Annotated in this window: 12 protein-coding genes; 8 read left to right on the plus strand and 4 right to left on the minus strand. The window is 61.4% G+C overall.

The window, feature by feature from the left end:
* Positions 1-10 precede the first annotated feature (10 nt).
* The 4 genes from bcsA to EM858_RS03475 are packed head-to-tail and all read left to right on the plus strand — an operon-like array spanning position 11 to position 8,086.
* The gene (gene bcsA / locus EM858_RS03460; protein WP_127755817.1) at positions 11-2,200 is read left to right on the plus strand and encodes a UDP-forming cellulose synthase catalytic subunit; all 2,190 of its coding nucleotides are present in this window, start codon (positions 11-13) and stop codon (positions 2,198-2,200) included.
* A complete protein-coding gene (locus EM858_RS03465) occupies positions 2,197-4,710 on the plus strand; it encodes a cellulose biosynthesis cyclic di-GMP-binding regulatory protein BcsB (RefSeq protein WP_127755818.1) in 2,514 nt (837 codons plus the stop codon). Before bcsA ends, EM858_RS03465 begins: the two co-directional genes overlap by 4 nt.
* On the plus strand, positions 4,707-5,762 hold the full coding sequence (locus EM858_RS03470) for a glycosyl hydrolase family 8 (protein WP_127755819.1): 1,056 nt from the start codon (positions 4,707-4,709) through the stop codon (positions 5,760-5,762). Before EM858_RS03465 ends, EM858_RS03470 begins: the two co-directional genes overlap by 4 nt.
* Complete coding sequence (locus EM858_RS03475; protein ID WP_164865289.1) at positions 5,753-8,086, plus strand: cellulose synthase; 2,334 nt, start codon at positions 5,753-5,755, stop codon at positions 8,084-8,086. Before EM858_RS03470 ends, EM858_RS03475 begins: the two co-directional genes overlap by 10 nt.
* A 37-nt stretch (positions 8,087-8,123) precedes the next feature.
* Here EM858_RS03475 and EM858_RS03480 read toward each other — a convergent pair whose 3' ends face one another.
* Positions 8,124-9,278 carry an amidohydrolase gene (locus tag EM858_RS03480; protein ID WP_127755820.1) on the minus strand — a complete coding sequence of 385 codons (1,155 nt, stop codon included), beginning with the start codon at positions 9,276-9,278 and terminating at the stop codon, positions 8,124-8,126.
* 60 nt (positions 9,279-9,338) lie between these two features.
* Positions 9,339-10,985: a GNAT family N-acetyltransferase gene (locus EM858_RS03485; protein WP_127755821.1), complete on the minus strand. Its 1,647-nt coding sequence runs from the start codon at positions 10,983-10,985 to the stop codon at positions 9,339-9,341.
* A 234-nt stretch (positions 10,986-11,219) separates the two neighbouring features.
* Between EM858_RS03485 and EM858_RS03490 the strand changes: the two genes are divergently transcribed.
* Together EM858_RS03490 and EM858_RS03495 are read left to right on the plus strand one after the other, a co-directional pair.
* Positions 11,220-11,954, plus strand: coding sequence for an SDR family oxidoreductase (locus tag EM858_RS03490; protein WP_164865290.1), 735 nt, complete (start codon positions 11,220-11,222; stop codon positions 11,952-11,954).
* A 36-nt stretch (positions 11,955-11,990) separates the two neighbouring features.
* Positions 11,991-13,343 (plus strand): aspartate aminotransferase family protein, encoded by a 1,353-nt coding sequence (locus EM858_RS03495; protein WP_127755822.1) that lies wholly within the window; start codon positions 11,991-11,993, stop codon positions 13,341-13,343.
* Between the two features lie 39 nt (positions 13,344-13,382).
* Here EM858_RS03495 and EM858_RS03500 read toward each other — a convergent pair whose 3' ends face one another.
* Positions 13,383-13,820, minus strand: coding sequence for an EamA family transporter (locus EM858_RS03500; RefSeq protein ID WP_127755823.1), 438 nt, complete (start codon positions 13,818-13,820; stop codon positions 13,383-13,385).
* 183 nt (positions 13,821-14,003) lie between these two features.
* Positions 14,004-15,350 carry a dicarboxylate/amino acid:cation symporter gene (locus tag EM858_RS03505; protein ID WP_127755824.1) on the minus strand — a complete coding sequence of 449 codons (1,347 nt, stop codon included), beginning with the start codon at positions 15,348-15,350 and terminating at the stop codon, positions 14,004-14,006.
* A 236-nt stretch (positions 15,351-15,586) separates the two neighbouring features.
* On the opposite strand from EM858_RS03505, the gene EM858_RS03510 reads away from it, so the two are divergent.
* Together EM858_RS03510 and EM858_RS03515 are read left to right on the plus strand one after the other, a co-directional pair.
* A complete protein-coding gene (locus EM858_RS03510; protein ID WP_127755825.1) occupies positions 15,587-17,428 on the plus strand; it encodes a sensor histidine kinase in 1,842 nt (613 codons plus the stop codon).
* Between the two features lies 1 nt (position 17,429).
* Positions 17,430-18,794 (plus strand): sigma-54 dependent transcriptional regulator, encoded by a 1,365-nt coding sequence (locus EM858_RS03515; RefSeq protein ID WP_127755826.1) that lies wholly within the window; start codon positions 17,430-17,432, stop codon positions 18,792-18,794.
* The last annotated feature ends 48 nt before the right edge of the window (positions 18,795-18,842 follow it).

An 18,842-nucleotide genomic window follows, 5' to 3' on the forward strand; every position in this document is an offset into this window, starting at 1 on the left:
AAGTTTCTGGATGAGCAAGGCCATCACAATCATTGTCTGGTTACTTGTGTCGCTTTGCGTTCTGGCCATCGTCACGATGCCGGTCAGCCTGCAGACGCATCTGGTCGCCACGGCGATTTCACTCATCCTGCTGGCGACGATCAAGAGCTTCAACGGGCAGGGGGCCTGGCGTCTGGTGGCGCTCGGTTTCGGCACGGCCATCGTGCTGCGCTATGTGTACTGGCGCACCACCAGCACGTTGCCGCCCGTCAACCAGCTCGAGAACTTCATTCCCGGCTTTCTGCTCTATCTGGCGGAAATGTACAGCGTCGTGATGCTGGCGCTCAGCCTCGTCATCGTGTCGACGCCGCTGCCGTCGCGCAAGACGAGGCCCGGTTCACCCGATTACCGGCCGACGGTCGATGTCTTCGTGCCGAGCTATAACGAGGATGCGGAGCTTCTCGCCAATACGCTCGCAGCGGCCAAGAACATGGATTATCCGGCCGACCGGTTCACCGTCTGGCTGCTGGACGATGGCGGCTCGGTGCAGAAGCGCAATGCCAGCAATATCGTCGAGGCGCAGGCGGCGCAGCGCCGCCACGAGGAGTTGAAGAAGCTCTGCGAGGACCTCGACGTGCGCTATCTGACGCGCGAGCGCAATGTCCATGCCAAGGCCGGAAATCTCAATAACGGGCTTGCCCATTCGACCGGTGAGCTCGTGACCGTGTTCGATGCCGACCATGCGCCCGCGCGCGACTTCCTTCTGGAAACGGTTGGCTATTTCGAAGAGGACCCGCGGCTCTTTTTGGTGCAGACACCGCATTTCTTCGTCAATCCCGATCCCATCGAGCGCAATCTGCGCACCTTCGAGACGATGCCGAGCGAAAACGAGATGTTTTACGGCATCATCCAGCGCGGCCTCGACAAGTGGAACGGTGCATTCTTCTGCGGTTCGGCCGCCGTGTTGCGGCGTGAGGCGTTGCAGGATACCGAAGGTTTCAGCGGCGTCAGCATCACGGAAGATTGCGAAACGGCGCTGGCGCTGCATTCGCGTGGCTGGAACAGCATCTATGTCGACAAGCCGTTGATCGCCGGGCTGCAGCCGGCCACCTTCGCAAGCTTCATAGGCCAGCGCAGCCGCTGGGCGCAGGGCATGATGCAGATCCTGATCTTCCGCCAGCCCCTTTTCCGGCGCGGTCTCTCGTTTACGCAGCGCCTCTGCTACATGTCGTCGACGCTGTTCTGGCTGTTTCCGTTCCCGCGTACCATCTTCCTGTTCGCACCGCTGTTCTACCTGTTCTTCGACCTGCAGATTTTCGTGGCCTCCGGCGGCGAGTTTTTGGCCTATACGGCGGCCTATATGCTCGTGAACCTGATGATGCAGAACTATCTCTATGGCAGCTTCCGCTGGCCGTGGATTTCGGAACTTTACGAATATGTGCAGACGGTTCACCTCCTGCCCGCCGTCGTTTCGGTGATTTTCAATCCCGGCAAGCCCACCTTCAAGGTGACGGCGAAGGATGAATCCATTGCCGAGGCGCGGCTTTCCGAAATCAGCCGGCCGTTCTTCGTCATTTTCGCGCTGCTGCTGGTGGCGATGGCCTTCGCCGTATGGCGCATCTACAGCGAGCCTTACAAGGCGGATGTCACGCTCGTGGTCGGCGGCTGGAACCTGCTCAATCTCATCTTTGCGGGCTGTGCGCTCGGTGTCGTCTCCGAGCGTGGCGACAAGTCGGCGTCGCGGCGCATCACGGTCAAACGGCGTTGCGAAGTCAAGCTCGAGGGCAGCGACGCCTGGGTGCCGGCTTCCATCGACAACGTGTCGGTGCATGGCCTGCTGATCAATCTCTTCGACAGCGCGACAACCATCGAAAAAGGCGCGACGGCCATCGTGAAGGTCAAGCCGCATAGCGAGGGCGTGCCGGAAACCATGCCTGTCAACGTGGTGCGAACGGTGAAGGGCGAGGGTTTCGTCTCGATCGGCTGCACCTTCTCGCCGCAACGCGCCGTCGATCACCGCCTGATCGCGGACCTGATCTTCGCCAATTCGGAACAGTGGAGCGAATTCCAGCGGGTGCGTCGCAAGAACCCCGGCCTTATCCGCGGCACGGCCATCTTCCTGGCCATATCACTCTTCCAGACGCAGCGCGGCCTTTATTATCTGGTCCGGACGCTTCGGCCTGCTCCCAGAGACGCCAAACCTGTCGGAGCGGTAAAATGACCGGCCGTAAACCCATCCGGGATTCTGTGGCAGTGCTGATATGGGGTGCCGTCGCCACGGGCGCGATGGCGCAGTCCTCCCCCTTCGACATGTCGCCGGAACGGCCCGCCCAGACGGCTCCGACACCCGTGCCGCCGTCCGCCGTTGCGCCTGCCGCGCCCCGTCAACAGCCCCCTGCCCAGATGCCGGCGCAAAGTCCGGTCCAGACGCCATCTCAGCCATCCGCTCCGCCGCCATTTGCGGTTCAGCCCGCGCCGCAGCCGCAACAGCGCCCAGCCGTTCCGTTGCCGCCGCCGGTTGCGGCCCCTCCGCGTCAGGAAGGCGCAAGACCCGTTCCCGCAACGGCCCCGTCGCTCAACGCCGACAGCCGCCGCCGATACATCCTGCCCTATGAAAAGCTCAGCCTTTCCGGGGAGATGGACCGGCGGCAATGGAGCATCTATCTGACGCCGGAGCAGGTGAATGCCGCCGTTTCGCTCAATATCGGTTATCAGAACGCCATCGTGGTCGCACCGGAAAGCTCGAATTTTCAGGTCAGCCTGAACAATGTCGTGCTGGATCCGGCGCGTATCGAAGCGCCTGACAGCGAGGGCAATGTCTCCTTGAAGATTCCGCCCGGCGTTTTGCAGGTCGGCTCGAATGTCGTGAGACTGGGCGTACAGCAACGCCATAGAACCGATTGCACGATTCAGTCCACCTACGATCTGTGGACCGATATAGACCCTGCCAATACCTATATCGGCTTTAATGCGGATGTCGCCGGAAGCTTTGCCAATATCGACGATATTCAGGCAACGGGGCCGGATGGCAAGGCGATGACGTCGATCGAGATCGTCGCACCGGCGCTCGGCAATCCGGCATTTGCGGATTCTCTTCTGCGTCTTTCGCAGGCGCTGGCGCTCAGAACCCAAATGCCGAACCAGACGATCCGTTTCGTGGCCGCTCCTTCCACTGAGCGCAAGGCGGGCACGCTGACGGTCTTCGTCGGCACCGCCCGTGAGATTGCGGGAATTGCCGGAACGCTGCCACCCGAGGCTTCGGCAGGCGCTTTCGCCGGCTTTGGCACCGCCACGCCGGGCGGTCTTTCACCGCTTTTTGTCAGCGGCCCCACCCCTCAGGCGGTGCAGGCGGCAATCGAGACGCTGTTTTCGTCGATATCGCGCACACCCGGTGCCCAGCGAACGACTTTTTCGACCCGCAGCTGGCACGCGCCGGATGTGCCGCTCGTCATGTCGGATCGCCGTATCGCGCTTTCCGAACTTGGTTTCGAAAGCACCGAATTTGGCGGCCGGCGTTTCCGCAACGAATTTTACGTCGGCATGCCAGCCGATTTTTATGCGTCCGCCTATGGTGAGGCGTCGCTTCTTCTCGATGCCGCCTATTCGTCGCAGGTACTGCCGGGCAGCCACGTCGATATCTACGTCAATGACCAGATCGCCTCGACCGTGCCGATTTCCAACGACGGTGGCGGCATTTTCCGGCATCTGCCGATCAGTGTGACGATGCGCCACTTCAAGCCCGGGCCGAATAAGGTGACCATCGAGGCGGTGTTGATGACGGCGCAGGATCAGGCCTGCGCGCCCGGCGCGCCTGCCAGCACGACGCCGCGTTTTGCATTGTTCGACACGTCGGAACTTCATATTCCGGACTACGCACAGATCGGCCGCAAGCCGGATCTCGCTGCGATGGCCGGGGCCGGACAGCCCTATCGTACAAGTGGAACTCCTGTTGCCCTGTCGCTCGACCGTTTCGATACCGATACCATGTCCGCGGCAGCCACGCTGATCAGCCGGCTGGCAAGCGTGGCTGGGCATCCCATCGACATCGAGACCGTCGCATCGCCGCTGGTGATCGGCGACCGCGACGCGCTGTTCGTCGGCACGATTTCGCAATTCCCGCAGGCATTGATCGGCCAGTTCAATCTCGTTCCCTCCAGCCAGATATCCTGGAAAATGGGAACCGGCGTTCAGCCGCCCGCCCAGAGCAGCGAGACCCTTTTCAACGACTGGCGCGAGCGGGTAGACGGCGGTGTCTGGGAGGGGCAGGTGTCTTCTCTCGAGGAATGGATGAAGCGGAATTTCGATCTGAGCTCGGATACGCTGCGCTTCCTGCCGGCAGCCGAACAGCTTTATGCGCCGCCCGGCAATGTCTCCTTCATGCTTGCCCAGGGGCTCAGCCCCTCCGGCCAAGGGGTGTGGACGCTTGCCACCGCCCCGACATCGGCGGAACTTCGTGACGGCATGGCGGCGATGACGCGGGAAAACCGCTGGCGCGGTGTCACGGGACGTGTTGCCGCTTACGATGCCGCTGCCGAAAAGCTTGAAACGGTGGAGGTGGAGCGGCCGTATTTTTACGTCACGCGGGCGTTTTCCCTTTCCAACTGGAGGCTGGTCGCCGCCAACTGGCTGTCGTCCAACGTTCTTTCCTATTCGCTCGCGTTCATCGGTTTCGTGTCTCTCCTCGGCCTCGCCACTTTCACGATGCTGCGCATGATGGGACGGCATCGATGAAGAACGGGATCTCGAAACTGGCCGGTATTTTCTTCCTCTCCATAATGACGGTGATCGCAGGTATTTCCGTCAGCCGCGCCGCTTCGGTTTCGCCGGAGGCGTGGTCCGCCTATAAGGGTGCATTTCTCGATCCCGGCGGTCGCGTCATCGATACCGGCAACGACAATATCAGCCATAGCGAAGGCCAGGGCTACGGCATGTGGCTCGCCGTGCTTGCCGATAACCTGTCCGATTTCGAGCTGATCTGGAGTTTCACGCGCACCGAGCTTTTGGTGCGTGACGACGGGCTTTCCGCCTGGAAATGGGATCCGCGCACCAGACCGCATGTAACCGATATCAACAACGCCACGGATGGCGATATTCTGATCGCCTATGCGCTGGCGCTGGCGGCCGGGCAATGGAACCGTCAGGATTATGCCGAAGCATCCGCAGCCATCGCATCCGCCATTCTCAAGAAGACGGTGGTCCAACGCGGCGGGCGAACACTGCTTCTGCCGGCGGCCAGCGGTTTCGACGAGGGTGACCGGGAGGACGGGCCAGTGGTCAATCCTTCCTATCTGATTTTCGAGGCCTTTCCGGTGCTCAATCTTGTTGCGCCATCGCCGCTTTGGAAAGCGCTTGCCGATGACGGTGTGGTGCAGATCGGCACATTCGCTTTCAGCGATAGAAAACTGCCGGCTGACTGGGTCTCGGTGAAGACGAAGCCGCAGCCGGCATCGGGTTTCCCGCCGGAATTTGGCTATAATGCGGTGCGCATACCGCTTTATCTCGCAAGGGCGAATACGGGGTCGCCGGAGTTGCTCGCCCGACTGAAAGGCGGCATGACGCTGGAAAGCGGCGCTGCCGGGACCTTCGATCTGAAGAGCGGAGCGGTCAAGGATGTCCTGTCCGATCCCGGCTATCGCATCATTCCGGCGCTCGCCGGCTGCGTCGGAGGGGGGGCGGCCATTCCCGCCGAACTTAAAAACTTCCAGCCAACACTTTATTATCCTTCCACATTGCATCTTCTGGCATTGTCGTTTCTGGCAGGGAATAACGGGGAATGCCGATGAACAAGCCACTGTCGACCTCGGCTCTCATTCTGCTTCTGATAGCGCTCGCCGCCTTCCACTGGCGCGACAGCATTCTCGGGCGGGTGTCGGACGTGCATACCTCGGCGGTCGGCGACAACCGGGCGGTACAGCGTGTTTTGCCGACGGCGGCCAACCCGGCGCAGATCAACGCTTTCGTCAAGAACCGTGAAGTGGCGCAGGTAACACAGCCCGCGACACCGCCGGTCACGGTGCCGGCGACCGACCCCTTGCCGGTGACGCAGGCTGGCGGGCAGGCGCCGCAAACGCAGACGGCGCAGGCACCCGCCCCTCGCGCCACCCAGCCCACATCGGCCGATATGCCCGACGTCGATCTGAGTGCGTTGCGCTATTTCGCGGCGAGGGGCGATACGCAGCGTCTTCAGGCCGAAATCGCGCGCCTGCGCACGCTTTATCCCAACTGGACGCCGCCTGCCGATCCTCTCGCCATTCCCGAAAACGGCGATCCACGGCTCGACGCCATGTGGCAGCTTTATACCGACGGCCGTTATGCCGAGGTGAGGAAGGCGATTGCCGACCGCCAGCAGGCGGAACCCGGCTGGCAGCCGCCCGACAATCTGACGGGTATGCTTTCCCTTGCCGAAGCGCGCCAGCGGCTCGTCAATGCTTCCGATCTCAAGCAATATGCGACAGTGGTGGATGCGGCCGCCAACAATCCCGGCCTGCTGACCTGCGGCGAGGTCGATGTTCTGTGGCGGGTTGCCGATGCCTTCGCCAATACCGACCGGATGGGACGGGCGCGCGACGCCTATCTCTACATCCTCAACAATTGCACGGTCGCCAGCGACAGGCTCGCCACCGTGCAGAAGGCATCCGCGCTTTTGCCGGCGGAAATGATGGACGAACTGCTAACCAGGGAAAAACCCGGCGCCGACGGTCAGCTGGAATTCGAGCCGGTCAAGAACGATCTCGCCCGTCAGTTCGTGGCCAAGGCAGGGGAGAAGGAGGGCGTTGCCGTTCCTTCGGCCTATATCATGCGGCTTCAGCGGCTTGCCGAGACCGACAAGCTTGCAAGCGACGCCCTGCTGCTCGGCTGGTACAATATCCGGCAGAAGAACATGGGTGAGGCGGAGAAGTGGTTCCGCAAGGCGCGGGAAGAGGAAGACAGCGCATCTGCCTCGCAGGGGCTGGCGCTGGCGTTGATCGATCGTAATGAGCCGCGTGAGGCCGAGGACGTCATGTATAAATGGCGCAAGGCATCCGACGATGCGCTTGCGACCTATCTCGCCGCAACGGCCAATCTTCTCGCGCTGGAGCCGCCGGTCGTCCTGCCGCCGGAGGTGCTGCAACGTATCGCCGCCGAAACGGTGGCGCGCAAGGACGCGGCGACGGCGCAGCAATTCGGCTGGTATTCGCTTGCCTTCCGGCAGACGCCGCTTGCTTTGCAGTGGTTCAGCACGGCCCTTGGCTGGAAACCGGATGATGAGCCATCGGCCTACGGCATGGCGGTCAGCTATCACGATCTTCGCAATCTCGCCGGCCTGCGTGGCATCCAGCAGCAATGGGGAGGCCGTTCGCAACGTATCGCCGATGTCGGAACGGCGCGTATGGTGGACCAGTCCGGGCAGGCGGTTGCTCCCATAACCGCACCGCCGGTTGTCGCACAGGTGACGGCGCCGCCCGTGCAGACCAATGTACCGCAGGGTGAGACGGCGGTGGTCTATAACCCGCCTGTCGTCCAGCAGCCTGAGCCTTCGCGCAAGCAGGCGCGCCGCCCCGCGCAGGTGCAAAGGGAAACCAGCGCCGCATCGCGCCCGCGTTCCTGCGCGGCCTATCCCGATCCGCAACGTTTGCCGCCACAGCAGGCGCTCGATCTCGGCTGGTGCCTGATGGAGACGAACCGGCCGGCGGAGGCTCTCAAAGCTTTCGAATCCGCGATTGAAAGCGGTCAGTCCAATGTCAAAAGCGACGCAGCCTACGGCCAGAGCCTTGCCTATCTGCGCATGGGCTTGACGGACCATGCGGCCGTCTCGGCGACGAAATCGCGTATGGATCGCCCACGCGCGACGGAGTTGCAGGTTTCGATCCTTGCCGATCGAGCGGTTTCCGCATTCGGGTCGAAGCGATATGCCGAAACGCTTCTCCTGCTCGACCAGCGGGCGCGGCTGGCGGATGAGCGCACGGACCTGATGGTGCTGCGCGGTTATTCCTACCTCGCCATGCGCCGTTATGGTGAGGCCGCCCAGATTTTCGAAAGCCTGACGGCTATCGGAAACAAGGATGGCATCCGGGGCCTGGCTGCGGTGCGCGCCGCCCGGCCGAGCAACGGTCCCCAGGGCGGCTGACGGGCGGCTGATCGCGGCTGGATAAAGCCGGCCGCCGCTATTTCGCGTCGGTGAGGTTGCGGATGATGCGCATGAAGATGCGCGCGCCGGTGCCTATCAGCGCATCCGGAAAGTCGTAATCCGGATTATGCAGGTTGGGATAGTCTTGGCCTGCGCCGAGAAAGAACATCGCCGATGACGAAACGGCGCGAAAGCGGCCGAAATCCTCGGAAGCCCGCATGGGCAGACCCTCCGAACCGTGGGAGATTTTCTCCTCGTCCAGCGCGCGCCGGATATATTCCACAGCGTCGGGTGCATTTTCGCAATGCAGGAAAATATCGTCATAGGAGATGTCGAGCGTCAGCTTCTGTTCGTCCACCACCTTTTTAGCCAGAGTTTCCGCAGCCTCGCAGAGTTTTTCCATCCGGTCGTCGGTCAGTGTCCGCAGCGTCGCCCAGATTTCTGCATCGGCCGGGGAAATGCCGAAAGCGGCTTCGCCCATCGCGGCATGGGTGATCGTCACCATCGAAAAATCAGGCTCTGGCGGGAAACCGGAGCCGAGTTCGGCCAAGGCGGGCATCAGCTGAGAGATGGCCCGCATGGGCGAAATGCCCTGTTCGGGCGAGGAAGCATGCGCGGTCTTGCCGGAAAGGCGGATTTTGACACCACGCGACGCGCAGTTGACCGGTCCCTCCACGACGCTGACATGGGCGAAAGGCAGGCCCGGCAGGTTGTGGAGTGAAAAGGAGTAATCCGGCTTTATGTGTTCGAAGTGCGGGTCGGCAAGGACGGCGGCGGCGCCCGCGCCGGTTTCTTCCGCCGGCTGGTACAGAAGGATGACGCGGCCGGTCTCCGGGCGCTGCCGGGAAAGGCCGAGCGCCAGCGCTGTCAGAATGGTGGAATGACCGTCGTGGCCGCAAAGATGGCCCTTGCCGTCGGTGCCGGAGCGGTATTCGGCGTCACTCTTTTCGTGAATGGGCAGGGCATCGAGTTCTGAACGGATCAGGATCGCCGGGCCGCTTTTGCCGCTGTCATAGACCGCAGCCACGCCGTGCCCGCCGAGATCGGCGAAAAGCTGGTCGGGCTGCGCCTGCCCGAGGAAAGTGCGGATGCGCCGCGCTGTTTCCTTCTCCTCGCCGGAAATTTCCGGATGACGGTGAAGATCATGGCGAAGCTCAATGAGATCGAGCATGTCCTTGTTGGTCAGAAACATCAAAAATCCTTGCAAGTCGTCCGGCCGATTTTTCCTGCCGCAACTTACAGGGCGTTGCCTTTAATGCAAAACCTTTGGCGGGTGCCAGCGTTTGCCCACCGTTTTCGGCTTGATGGCGAGCGCGACGACATCGGCTGGCAGCGGAACCTTGGCTTTTGCCAGTTCCAGCCGGGCAAGGGCTGCACGGGCCTTTTCCGCATATTCCAGATGCGCTGCATCGTCCGAATGATAGTGCTGCAGCCTGTCGAGGATTTCCGCACCTTCCACCGTTCTTTCGGCGGCAATCAGCGCTACGGCGCATTTGTAAAGCGCCTCCCGGTGGAAGGGCGCGCGATTGGTCACCTGGCGGAAGGCCTCGGATGCCTCGTGGTAGTGCTGCTGCGCCAGCCGGGCCTCGCCTATGCGCAGCCAGAGGACGACGGGTTCCTGCCCGGCGGCCAGAAGGCTGAGAAAGGCGATTTCGGCCTCCCGGAATTCGCCCCGGTCGAACAACAGATTGGCGAGCCCGAATTGCGCGCCGAGATGGTCCGGTGCCGCAGTCAGCACCTGCGCGAAGGCAATATTGGCGGCCGCCTTCTGGCCGGTCTTATAGAGTTTGAGGGCCTGTTCGTAGACAAAACGGATGCTGCGCGGGTGAAGCGTGCCGCCGAGATTGTCGCCCGAGCGGGTGCGGAACAGCGTGCAGCTCAGCTTCTGCTCCTCCGGCCCGAAGAAATATTTGTAAGGCTCATTGCCGCGCAGGAAATCATAGGTTTTGAAACCGTGCTCGATTGCCCTGCGAATGCAATGGCCATGCAGCACGAGGCCGGGGGAAGGGGTCTTCCAGTTCTCGTCGCGGCCGGTAATGTAGAACAGGACCGATTTCTTCTGGCGGTCGATGATATTGGCGAGCGCGCCGAGCGGCTGGTCGCCGAACCAGAGTACCGGCACTTCCAGATCGCCACGGATATAGACATCCATCAACATCTGCCGTGTCGCGCCGATCAGGAGTTCCGTGCGTTCCTTGCCCTTGTGCGGCGCCCAGCGGATGCGCCAGAAATCGAACAGGATGTCCATATCCCGCTTGATTGTTTCCCTCGTTGCAAAGGTGATGCGATATTCGTCGCCGCCCTCCACTTTTCTCAGGAAACGCCTCAGCTTCTGCCGGGTCTGGCTGCTCATATGGCTGTCGAGATAGCCGTCGAACGTCTCCGGCAGGGCCACCACCGGGCAGATGCAATTGTTGATGTTGTAGGGGTTGGTCGGCATGTTGTCGCGAAACATGACGAGCGGGCCCTGAAGTGCGCGGATCATCGCCTCGCGGCGTTCCGGCGGGCCGGAAAGATAATCGAGCTTCAGCTCGGTCCAGTTCTGCTGGCGGATATAGGAACAGAAACCGGCGACTGCGTGATTTTCATAGTCCGGCAGGGTGATGAAACCGGTGTAATCCGCCGCCGCATTGCCGGCCATGACGATGCTGTCGTGGAAGCGTCCGGTTTTCTTGTCCGGTTCGGTGACGATGCGCAGCGGGAAAAACGCCACATAGGGCGAGCCTTCCGCCCGTTCGCGCAGCGCAAGAATGAACCAGCGCCTGCGGCGCGGCATATAGTCCCTCAGCCACCCCCAGGAGAGGAAATGCCGGGCATGGGGATCGGCCATGAACACCGCATCCCAGTTTTCGCGGATCGCCTCGAAGCCGGCGTCCGTGTCGATGATATCGATGCGCATTCGTCCCCCTCCCAATACTGATCACACATTCGGGAGGTTTCATTTTATGGGTAAACGGTCGGCTTCAAATATTCCCTTCGGGTGAAAGCCGTGCATCAAATGGGATTAGCCCGTCGCCGATCCGCCATCGCTGCGCCGCGACAAAAAAGACCTTGTCAGCCGGTGGCAGCGCTCTAACATGCGGGGCTGAATGCGCGGCCGGCTCAACGGTCCGCATGGCACAGGAGTTCTCATATGGCTGTTCCTTATATGCTTCTGACCGGCGCAAGCCGCGGAATAGGGCACGCCACCGTCAAGCTGTTTCAGGAAAAGGGCTGGAGAATTCTCACCGTATCGCGGCAACCCTTCTCCGAGGAATGCCGTTGGCCGTCAGCGCGGGAGAGCCATATTCAGGCCGATCTGGAGGACTTGTCCCGCATTGACGATCTGGCGGATGAGGTGCGTTCACGCCTGCCGGAGGGAACGCTTGCCGCGCTTGTCAACAATGCCGGAATTTCGCCGAAGGGCGAGGGCGGGAGCCGTCTCGGTGTCATGGATACGACGGCGGAAATCTGGACGCGGGTGCTGAACGTCAATCTCGTTTCGACGGCGCTGCTCGCCCGCGCGCTTTTGCCGGAACTGGAAGCGGCAAAAGGCTCCATCGTCAACGTCACGTCGATTGTCGGGTCACGGGTGCATCCTTTCGCCGGCGTGGCCTATGCCACGTCGAAGGCGGCGCTTGCGGCGCTGACGCGGGAGCTGGCGCATGAGTTCGGCCCGCGCGGCGTGCGCGCCAATGCGATTGCGCCGGGCGAGATCAACACCGCCATCCTCTCCCCCGGAACGGCCGAGCTGGTGGAAGCCCAGGTGCCGCTCGGGCGGCTCGGCACCACGGCCGAGGTGGCGCAGACCATCTATTTCCTGTGCTCGGAACAGTCGAGCTACATCAACGGCGCGGAAATTCACATCAATGGCGGCCAGCACGTCTGACACGCCGAGCATCAACCGAAAATGGAGCCTTCATCGATGACCATCCTGCCGAACTCCGTCGAGGCACGCGATATCGCCTATCAGATGCATCCGAACGTCAATCTGCGCAAATTCGAAAAGACCGGCGGTCTGGTGATCGAGAGTGGCGAAGGCATCTATGTCACCGACAGCAGCGGCAAGCGCTATATTGAGGCGATGGCGGGGCTGTGGTCGGTGGCGCTCGGCTTCGGTGAACAGCGGCTGGTGGAAGCGGCGACGAAGCAGATGCAGAAGCTGCCCTATTACCACACCTTTTCCTACAAGACGCACGGTTCGTCGGTCGATCTCGCAGAGCTGCTGATCGAGCTTTCACCGGTGCCGATGTCCAAGGTGCATTTCACCTCCTCCGGCTCCGAGGCTAACGATCTTGTCGCCAAGATGGTCTGGTATCGCTCGAACGCGCTGGGCAGACGAGACAAGAAGAAGATCATCGGCCGCATCAAGGGGTATCATGGCGTGACGATTGCCTCGGCCTCAATCACCGGCCTGCCGCGTAACCATGAAAGCTTCGACCTGCCGCTGGACCGCATGTTGCATACGGCCTGCCCCTCCTATGTGCATTTCGGAAAGGAAGGGGAAAGCGAGGCGGATTTCACCGCGCGTATCCTGAAAGAGCTGGAGGATTTGATTCTTCGCGAAGGCCCGGAAACCATTGCCGCTTTCTGGGGCGAGCCGGTAATGGGCGCCGGCGGCGTTCTTTTGCCGCCGGAAGGTTATTGGGCTGGCGTACAGGCGATCCTGAAGAAATACGATATTTTGCTTGTGGTGGATGAGGTGATCTGCGGTTTCGGCCGAACCGGCAAGATGTTCGCCTGCGAGACCTATGGCATCAAGCCGGATGTGCTTGTCGTCTCCAAGCAGATTTCGTCGTCCTATATGCCGCTTTCGGCTATCATCATGAATGACAGTTTCTACCAGCCGATTGCCGATGAATCCGACCGTATCGGCTCCTTCGGCCATGGTTACACCGCCTCCGGCCATCCCGTCGCGACGGCTGTGGGGCTGGAAAACCTGAAGATCATTCAGGAGCGCGATCTGGTCGGTAACGTCGCCCGGCTGGAAGGCAAGTTTCTCGATCATCTGAAGGCGTTGGCCGATCATCCGCTCATTCATTCCTCGCGCGGTATCGGCCTGATCGGCGCGCTGGAGGTGAAACCGTGGGAGGGCATGAAGCCGGGCGATACGACGCTCGCCCTTGCCGCCGCCATCGAGGAGGAGGGTGTCATCACCCGGCCTATCGGCGAATCCATCTGCTTTTGCCCGCCGCTCATCATTACGGCCGAACAGCTGGACGAGCTGTTTGCCGGTGTGAAGCGTGGTCTCGATAAGGTTGCGGCTGCCCGAGGCTGAATAGCTCCAGCGATTGTGCCGGCCGGTTATCCGGCCGGCCTATCCCCGATAGGCCACAAGTACCGCGCCGCAGGCGATCAGCACCACGCCGAGCCAGTTGGGCAAAGACAGCCTTTCCCCCAGAAACAGCACCGCAAAGACGGCGACAAACACGACGCTCAACTTGTCGATGGGCGCGACGCGGGCGGCGTCTCCGAGTTTAAGCGCCCGGAAATAACATATCCACGATGCGCCGGTGGCCAGTCCCGAAAGCACGAGGAACAGCCAGGTTTTACCCGAGATGGTGGAAGGCTGCTGCCAGTTGCCGGTGATGTAAACCATCAGGCCGGCGGCGGCGAGAATGACGACGGTGCGGATGAGAGTGGCGAAATCGGAATTGATATTTTCGACGCCGACCTTCGCAAAGATGGCGGTCAAAGCCGCAAAGGCCGCCGATAGCAGCGCCCAGAATTGCCAGGCCAGAAACAGGTTCTTCATGCCGCCACTCCGCTTATCGCATTTGTTCCGCTTCGGCTCTACCGCATCTTCCGGCCGATAAAAACCCCGTTTAGTGGGTGCGAGCCTGAACAATGAAAGCCCGGCGCATCCAGTCGATGCGCCGGGCTTTCCATATGTGCCTGCCCGGAGAAACCGGGACAGGCCGGACCTTGGGAGGTCTTATTATTCGGCGGGCTGAACCGAAGCCGGAAGCTGATCCACATCGGCGATGCCGGTGAACTCTTCCTGGCCGCTCAGCACGCGGGCAAGCTGATCCTGATCCAGTTCGCCTTCCCAGCGGGCGACGACGATGGTGGCGACTGCATTGCCGACGAAGTTGGTGAGTGCACGGCATTCCGACATGAAGCGGTCGATGCCAAGGATCAGCGCCATGCCGGCAACCGGAACCGAAGGCACAACGGAGAGGGTGGCCGCGAGCGTGATGAAGCCCGCACCGGTGATGCCCGCGGCACCCTTGGAGGAGAGCATGGCCACCAGCAGCAGCAGAATCTGTTCGCCGAAGGAGAGGTGGATACCGGTCGCCTGCGCGATGAAGAGGGCCGCCAGCGTCATGTAGATGTTGGTGCCGTCAAGGTTGAAGGAATAACCGGTGGGGATGACGAGGCCGACGACCGAACGCTTGCAGCCAGCCTTTTCCATCTTGCTCATCAGGCCGGGAAGGGCGGCTTCGGAAGACGACGTGCCGAGAACCAGAAGCAGTTCTTCCTTGATGTAGCGGATGAGCGCGACGATGGAGAAGCCGTTGTAACGGCATACCGCACCAAGAACCACGAACACGAACAGGAAGGAGGTGATGTAGAAGGTGCCGATCAGCATCGCGAGGTTGGTGACGGACGAGATGCCGTATTTGCCGATGGTAAACGCCATGGCGCCGAAAGCACCGATGGGGGCGGCCTTCATCAGGATCGCGACCAGCTTGAAGATCGGATACATCAGGGCGTGCATGAAATCGGTGACCGGCTTGCCCTTTTCGCCGACGATGCCGAGCGCGATACCGAACAGAACCGAGAAGAACAGCACCTGCAGGATATCGCCGCTGGCGAAAGCACCGACGATGGTGGTCGGGATGATGTTCATCAGGAAGCCGGTGATGGTCTGCTCATGGGCCTTGTCGGCGTAGGTCGCGACAGCCTTTGCATCCAGCGTGGCGGGATCGATGTTCATGCCGGCGCCCGGCTGCACGGTGTTGGCGACGATGAGGCCAACGATGAGCGCGAGCGTGGAGAATACGAGGAAGTAGATCATGGCCTTGCCGGCCACGCGACCCACCTTCTTCATGTCGTTCATGCCGGCGATGCCGGTTGCGACGGTGAGGAAGATGACGGGCGCGATGATCATCTTGACGAGGCGGATGAAGCCGTCGCCGAGCGGCTTCAGCTGTTCGCCGAAGGCCGGATAGAAATGGCCGAGCGCGATACCGGCGATGATGGCCACCAGAACCTGGAAATACAGGTGCTTGTAGAATGGCTGCTTGGCGTGGCCTGCGGCCACGGCTGTCGTATCGATCATGTTTTTTCCTCCTCGGCCTCACCCTGCCTTTATTGGCCTCCCGGGATCGCCGTGACGTTGACGGCTTCGCGCCGATTGCGGAGTCATGTGCAATACGCATGCCAGACTTGCTTATTTGGCGTAACTGGCTGATTTCAAAAGTAGTTTTTATTGGCGCTTTATCGGTCGACCTGTATTTGTGCGGAATTCCGGACAAAATCTCTTGCGGTCTGTGTGTAAATCCGCACAATTACCGTATGAATTATCAGGATCAGGCATCTCATTCCCATGCGAAGCGGCGGGCGCAATGGCTGGCGCTGGCGGGCCTGTGGCTGCTCGTCAGTCTTGGTGTTCTGCTGGTGGCCGATGAGTTCGCTCGCAATCAGGCGCTGCGCATGGCCGGTTCCGAGGCCGCCACGGATGCCGAATTGAAGATCGCGCTCCTGAATGTCGCGCTGGAGCGGCCGCGCGCCATTCCGCTTGTCCTCTCCGGAGATCCCGATCTTGCCGCCGCGCTGGATGGCGGCGGTGCTCCTGCCCTCGACCGGTTGAACCGCAAGCTGGAGGGGCTGATTGAAGGCACACAATCCTCAGTGATTTATGTGACCGGGCCGACCGGATTGACCATCGCGTCGAGCAACTGGCGGCAGGACGACAGCTTTGTCGGCTCCAATTATGCTTTCCGCGAATATTTCCAGGCGGCGATGAAGACCGGCATGTCCGAACATTATGCTCTCGGCAATGTCAGCCGTCGGCCGGGTCTCTATATCTCTCGCCGCATCGACGCCGCCGATGGGCGACCGCTTGGCGTCGTCATTGCCAAGGTCGAGTTCAACCGGCTGGAGACAGACTGGAACATTGGCGGCAAGCCGGTCTATGTGGTCGACAGAAACGGCGTCGTGCTGATGACCAGCGTACCGGAATGGCGCTTCAAGACCGTCGCGCCGATCGATGAGGCGCGGCGGAAAATCATTTCCGAAAGCCTGCAATTCGGCAATGAGGCGCTTTCAACGCTGCCATTTCGCGCGGCGCGGCGCGCGAGTGAGGGTGTTCCGCTCATTCATGTCGATGAGCCGGGGAGGGAGCGCGGCGATTATCTGCGGCTGGAAGTGCCGGTGCCGACCACTTCATGGACGCTGCATTATCTCCAACCCGTCGCGCCGGCACTGAACGCCGCCATCCGCGAGGGCAGGGTGGTGGCGCTGGCGACGCTGATGCCGCTGATGGCGCTTTCGGCCCTGTGGCTCTGGCGCAGGCACAAGGCGCTCAAGGAAAAGGAAGAGGAGCAGAGTGCCCGCGCCGAGCTGGAAATGAAGGTGCAGGAGCGGACCCGCGACCTGACGAAGACCCGCGACCATCTACAGGCCGAAATTGCCCTGCATGAAAAGACCTCGGGCGAGTTGCGCAATGTCCAGCACGAACTGGTGCAGGCCAACCGCCTTTCCATTCTGGGGCAGGTGGCGGCGGGTGTGGCGCATGAGATCAACCAGCCGGTCGCGACCATCCGCGCCTTTGCCGACAATGCCCGCACGTTGCTGAAGCGCGACCGCATGTCCGAGGCCAACGAAAATCTCGAAAACATCGCAGCACTGACCGAGCGCATCGGCACGATTACCGGCGACCTGAAGATATTGGCGCGCAAGGGTCGCACCGCCGCCGAGCCTGTCAGTGTTCGACTGGTTATCGAAGGTGCGGTCATGCTGTTGCGCAGCCGTTTTTCCGGGCAGATGGATGCGCTGGATATCGCGCTGCCGGATCAGGACCTGAAAGTGCTCGGCAGCCGTATCCGGCTCGAGCAAATTCTCATCAATCTTCTGCAAAACGCGCTGGAAGCCACTGAAGAGACTGGGGCAGCCCGTGTCGAAGTTCGTGTGCGCGAGGAAGGCGACATGGTCGTGCTTTCCGTCAGCGACAATGGCACGGGCATTCCCGAATCCATCCGCGCCCAGCTTTTTTCGCCCTTCAATACGTCCAAGGAAAGCGGCCTCGGCCTCGGTCTCGTCATCTCCAACGATATTGCCTCGGACTATGGCGGGCGCATCGAGGTGGCGAGCAGCAAGGCGGGCACATGTTTTTCCGTATTTCTGAAGCGAGCATGACATGACGGCGGATGGAACCATAATCCTTGTGGACGACGACTCCCAGCTGCGCAAGGCGATGGTGCAGACGCTGGAACTCGATGGATTGCCGGTCACCTCCTTTTCCCGTGCCGAGCAGGCGCTGGCGGCCCTGAACGAGGATTTCGACGGCGTCGTCATCACCGATGTACGTATGCCCGGCATGACCGGGCTCGAATTTTTCGACCATGTTCGCAAGATCGATGCCGATCTGCCGGTCATTCTCATCACCGGCCATGGCGATGTGCCGATGGCGGTCGATGCGCTTCACAATGGAGCTTATGATTTCATCGCCAAGCCGTTTCCCGCTGAACGCATGGTGGAAAGCGCCCGCCGGGCGCTGGAAAAACGCCGCCTCGTGCTGGAAAACCGGGCGCTTCGCCGGGCAGCGGGACAGGCTGAGGATGATTTACCGCTGATCGGCCAGACGCCCGCCATGGAGCGCCTGCGCACCACGCTGCGGCACATTGCCGATACGGATGTGGATGTGCTGGTGGCGGGCGAGACGGGCAGCGGCAAGGAGGTGGTGGCGACGGCCCTTCACCGCTGGAGCAAGAAGCGCTCAAAGGGCAATTTCGTGGCTTTGAATTGCGGGGCGTTGCCGGAAACGGTGATTGAAAGCGAGCTTTTCGGCCATGAGCCGGGGGCTTTCACCGGCGCACAGAAAAAACGCGTTGGCCGCATCGAACATTCGAGCGGCGGCACGCTGTTTCTGGACGAGATCGAAAGCATGCCGCTTGCGGTGCAGGTGAAGATGCTGCGTGTGCTGGAAATGCGCGAGGTCTCTCCGCTCGGGTCGAATGAGGAGCGGCCTGTCGATATTCGCGTGGTCGCGGCGGCCAAGGTCGATCTTGGAGATCCGGCCGAACGCGGCACGTTTCGCGAGGACCTCTACTACCGGCTGAATGTGGTGACGCTGTCCATTCCGCCGCTGCGCGAACGCAAGGCGGATATTCCGCTCTTGTTTTCCCATTTCGTCACCAAGGCCGCCAACCGTTTCAACATGGCGGTGCCGCAGATCAGCGCCGGCATTTCCCGCCGCCTCAATGACCACGACTGGCCGGGCAATGTGCGCGAACTCGGGCATTTTGCCGAAAGGGTGGTGCTGGGGCTGGAAACGGAGGCGGCGACCGCGCCTGCGTTACAATCCACAATCCCCGCCTCCGGCACCTTGCCGGAGCGCATGGACGAGATCGAGGCGCGCATCATCCGCGAAACGCTGGAACAATCGAATGGCGACGTGGCGGAAACCATCGCCACGCTCGGCATCGCCCGCAAGACCTTTTACGACAAGCTGCAGCGCCACGGCATCAACCGGGCGGATTATGTGAAGAGCGGCACGGCGTGAGTTGGCGCGGAGCGCGCATGGAAAAGCCGCGGACGTTTCCGTCCGCGG

The organism is Agrobacterium sp. CNPSo 2736, from assembly GCF_004005385.1.
In the GTDB taxonomy this organism is placed as follows: Bacteria; Pseudomonadota; Alphaproteobacteria; order Rhizobiales; family Rhizobiaceae; genus Agrobacterium; species Agrobacterium leguminum.